General features: G+C 72.4%; 1 protein-coding gene. It reads left to right on the forward strand.

Annotated features, from left to right (window positions below; genetic code table 11):
• Nucleotides 1-4727, forward strand: a 4727-nt coding sequence (locus AB0F29_RS41445; protein ID WP_361884172.1) for a type I polyketide synthase, incomplete at both ends; no start/stop codon positions are given.

The following is a 4727-nucleotide window of genomic DNA, read 5'->3' on the forward strand; positions in this document are numbered from 1 at the left end:
CTGCGCAACCAGGTCCGTTTCGGTCCCGCGATCGCTGACCTGCTGGCCGACGGCCACACCGTGTTCGTGGAGTCCAGCGCACACCCCGTCCTGGTCCAGCCGATCAGCGAGATCGTGGACCAGGCCGACGCGGAGGCTGTGGTCGGTGGTTCGCTGCGCCGTGACGATGGCGGCCCGCGCCGCCTGTTCACCTCGATGGCCGAGCTCTTCGTCCGAGGCGTCCACGTCGACTGGAGCGGCGTCCTTGCGGCCGGAGCCGACGCCGGCCGCATCGACCTCCCGACATACGCCTTCGACCACCAGCACTACTGGATCCAGCTGACCGGCACCGCCAATGACGCCGCCTCGCTCGGCCTGACCGGCACCGACCACCCGCTGCTCGGCGCGGTGGTCCCGCTGCCACAGTCCGACGGTCTGGTCCTCACCTCCCGACTCTCCCTGCGCACCCACCCGTGGCTCGCGGACCACGGCATCGCAGGCGCGGTCGTCGTACCCGGAACCATCTACGTCGATCTGGCGGTCCGAGCCGGCGACGAGTTCGGCTGCGGTGTCCTGGAGGAACTCGTCATCGAGTCCCCCCTCGTGCTGCCCGAACAGGGCGGCGTCCGAATCCAGGTCGCCGTCAGCGGCGCCGGCCCCAACGGCTCGCGCACCGTGGATGTCTACTCCCTCCGCGAGGAGACCTCCGACGAGGCGGGACACGGGGGATGGACCCGGCATGCCACCGGCCTGCTCTCCCACGCCGCCCGGGCCGAGGGCACGACGCCCGCCGTCGACTTCGCCGCCTGGCCCCCGGCCGGCGCGCAGCCCGTCGCCATCGACGACTTCTACACGGATCTGGCCGCCCGCGGATACGCCTACGGTCCGGCCTTCCAGGGCCTGCGCGGCGTGTGGCGGCGCGGCGACGAACTGTTCGCCGAGGCTGTCCTGCCGCCCGAGCAGCGCGAGAACGCCGACCGGTTCGGAATCCACCCGGCCCTGCTCGACGCCGCCCTGCACACCAACGCCTTCGCCAACCCCGACGACGACCGCCAGGTTCTGCCCTTCGCCTGGAACGGTCTCGTCCTGCACGCCCTGGGCGCCTCCGCCCTGCGCGTACGAGTCGCCCCGAGCGGCCCGGACGCGCTCTCGTTCCAGGCCGCCGACGAGACCGGCGACCTCGTCCTGACCATGGACTCGCTGGTATCCCTGCCGGTCACCGCCGAGCAGCTCGGCGCCGACGCGGCCGGCCGGGAGAGCCGCGACTCGCTGTTCCGCGTGGAGTGGACCCCGCTGCCAGCCCCCGAGGGCGCCGCCGCCCCCGCCTCCTGGGTGCCTCTCGCCACCGTCGACGACGTGACGGCGCTCGCCGCCCGCGAGACCCTGCCGCCGGTCGCCGTCCTCACGGCGACGACCGGCGACGGCGAGGACCCGCTCGGCCTCACCACCCGCGTCGTGGCCGTGGTCCAGGCGTGGCTGGCCGCCGCACCTGCCCTGGACGCCGTACCTCTCGTCGTCGTGACCCGGGGTGCGGTGCCCGCGGGCGGGGATGCTGATGTCACGGACCCGGCTGGTGCCGCCGTGTGGGGTCTGGTCCGGGCTGCTCAGGCCGAGAACCCCGACCGGATCGTGCTCGTGGACCTCGACCCGGTCGGCTCCGCCGGAGCGGGTCCCGTCCTGGGGCCCGTGCTCGCGACCGGGGAGCCGCTGGTCGCCGTTCGTGGCACGGCCCTGTCCGCGCCGCGTCTGGTACGCGCGGCCGCTGTCGAGGCCGAGCCCGTTGTCGACGCCGATGCTGGTGCCGAGACCAGGACCGGGAGTGCGTACGTCTTTGCCCCCGGGGGCACCGTCCTGGTGACCGGCGGCACCGGTTCTCTGGGTGTCCTGGTTGCCCGGCACTTGGTCGACGTGCACGGTGTGCGGCATCTGCTGCTGGTCAGCCGCCGTGGTCCTGACGCGGAGGGTGCGGCTGAACTGGCGTCCGGGCTTCGTGAGTTGGGTGCGGTGGTGACGGTCTCCGCGTGTGATGTCGCTGACCGGGACGCTGTGGCGGCCCTGTTGGCGGCCGTGCCCGTCGAGCACCCGCTCACTGGTGTCGTCCACCTCGCCGGCGTGTTGGACGATGGTGTGATCGGCGCGCTGACGCCGGAGCGCATCGATGGGGTCTTCGCCCCGAAGGTCACTGCCGTCGGTCACCTGGACGAGCTGACCCGCGAACTCGTCCCGCAACTGGCTTCGTTCATAGTCTTTTCCTCCGCCGCCGCTCTGCTCGGCTCCGCCGGCCAGGGCAGTTACGCTGCTGCCAACTCCTACCTCGATGCGCTCATGGCCCACCGGCGGGCCGCTGGTCTGCCCGGTGTCTCGCTGGCCTGGGGCTTGTGGGAGCAGAGCACCGGATTGACGGCTCACCTGGGTGCGGTCGATCAGGCTCGTATGAGCCGCGGCGGTGTCCTGCCCCTCCCTCCCGCCGAGGCCCTCGCCCTGCTCGACACCGGCCTGCGAGCCGAACACGCTCTGCTCGTACCGATCAAGCTCGACCTGCGGTCCTTGCGTGCCGACGCGGCCTCCGGCGGCACCGTCCCGCACCTGCTGCGCGGCCTGGTGCGCAGTGGCCGCCGCCTCGCACGCGCCGGCGCAGGCGACGGCAGTGACCTGCTCCGGCGCCTCGCCGGACTGCCCGAGGCCGAACAGGAAGCCGTCCTCCTCGGCATCGTGCAGGCCGAAGCAACCGCGGTCCTCGGCTTCAACGCCGCCGAACTCACCCAGGGCACACGAGGGTTCAGCGAGATCGGCTTCGACTCGCTCACCGCGGTCGAACTCCGCAACCGGCTCGGCGCCGCCACCGGCGTCAAGCTCCCCGCCACCCTCATCTTCGACTACCCCACCCCGGTGGCACTCGCCCGCTACCTGCGCGAGGAGCTCGGCGACGACACGGCCGGTGCCACTGCCACCGCCACCCCCATCGTCCCCGCCGAGCCCGACGAGCCCATCGCCATCGTCGGCATGGCCTGCCGCCTGCCCGGCGGCGTCGACGACCCCGACGGCCTCTGGCGTCTCGTGGCCGAGGGCCGCGACGGCATGGTGGCCCTCCCGGACGACCGCGGCTGGGACCTCGACGGCCTGTTCGACGCCGACCCCGACAAGCCCGGCACGGCCTACGTCCACAAGGGCGGATTCCTGCAGGGCGCCGCCCAGTTCGACGCCGGCTTCTTCGGCATCTCGCCGCGCGAGGCGCTCGCCATGGACCCACAGCAGCGGCTCCTGCTCGAAACCTCGTGGGAGGCCCTGGAGCGGGCCGGCATCGACCCCCACTCCGCGCGCGGCGACAACATCGGTGTCTTCTCGGGCGTCTCCATCCACGACTACGTCGAATCCCTCAGCAACATGCCCGACGAACTCGAAGGGTTCGTCACGACGGCCACCGCCGGTAGCGTGGCCTCCGGCAGAGTGTCGTACGTGTTCGGCTTCGAGGGCCCCGCGGTGACCGTCGACACGGCCTGCTCCTCGTCCCTCGTCGCCATCCACCTCGCTGCCCAGGCACTGCGTCAGGGCGAATGCTCGCTCGCCCTCGCAGGCGGTGTCGCTGTCATGGGCTCACCGATCGGCCTGCGTGGCATGTCGCGCCAGCGCGGCCTCGCCGCCGACGGCCGGGTCAAGGCGTTCTCGGCCGGTGCCGACGGCACCATTCTGTCCGAGGGCGTCGGCATCGTCGTCCTGGAACGCCTCTCGGAGGCCCGCAGGCGCGGCCACCGGGTGCTCGCGGTCGTCCGCGGCTCGGCCGTGAACCAGGACGGCGCCTCGAACGGCCTGACCGCCCCCAACGGGCCTGCGCAGCAGCGGGTCATCCGCAAGGCGCTCGCCAACGGTGGCCTCGCCGCGGCCGACATCGACGTCGTGGAGGCGCACGGCACCGGCACGGAGCTCGGCGACCCCATCGAGGCGCAGGCCCTGCTCGCCACGTACGGCCGGGACCGGGACCCGGAGCGCCCGCTCTGGCTGGGCTCGCTCAAGTCCAACGTAGGTCACACGCAGGCCGCGGCCGGTGTCTCCGCCGTGATCAAGATGGTGCAGGCGCTCCGACACGGCATCATGCCGCCCACGCTCAACGTGACGGAGCCGACGCCCCAGGTCGACTGGACGGCGGGCGCGGTCGAAGTGCTCACCGAGGCCCGCGCTTGGTCGGAGGAGGGCAGGCCGCGCCGCGCCGGTGTCTCCAGTTTCGGCATCAGCGGCACGAATGCGCATCTGATCCTGGAACAGGCCCCGGAGGAGCAGCTCACAGTGCCGGAGCTTGTCGGGCCTGGGCTGGCGGGGACCGATGAGGGTGCGGTGCCTCTGGTGGTGTCGGCGAGGAGTGCGGGGTCCCTGGCGGGCCAGGCCGAGCGGTTGGCGTCCTTTGTGGAGTCCGGGGAGAAGGCGTCCCTGTCGGACGTGGCCGCGGCGTTGGTTGCTCAGCGTGCGGTGTTGTCCGAGCGTGCGGTGGTTTTGGCCGGCTCGCGGGGTGAGGCTGTGGCGGGGCTTGGTGCGCTGGCGCGGGGCGAGTCTCATCCTGGTGTGGTCACTGGCGGGTTGTCGTCGGCCGCGGTCGCGGGGCGGACGGTTCTGGTGTTCCCGGGGCAGGGTACGCAATGGATCGGTATGGGGCGTGAACTCCTTGATTCCTCGGCGGTGTTCGCGGAGCGGATCGGGGAGTGTGCGGCGGCGTTGGAGCGGTGGGTGGACTGGTCGCTGGTGGATGTGCTGCGGGG

This window comes from Streptomyces sp. NPDC026589 (assembly GCF_040638385.1).
GTDB lineage: Bacteria > Actinomycetota > Actinomycetes > Streptomycetales > Streptomycetaceae > Streptomyces.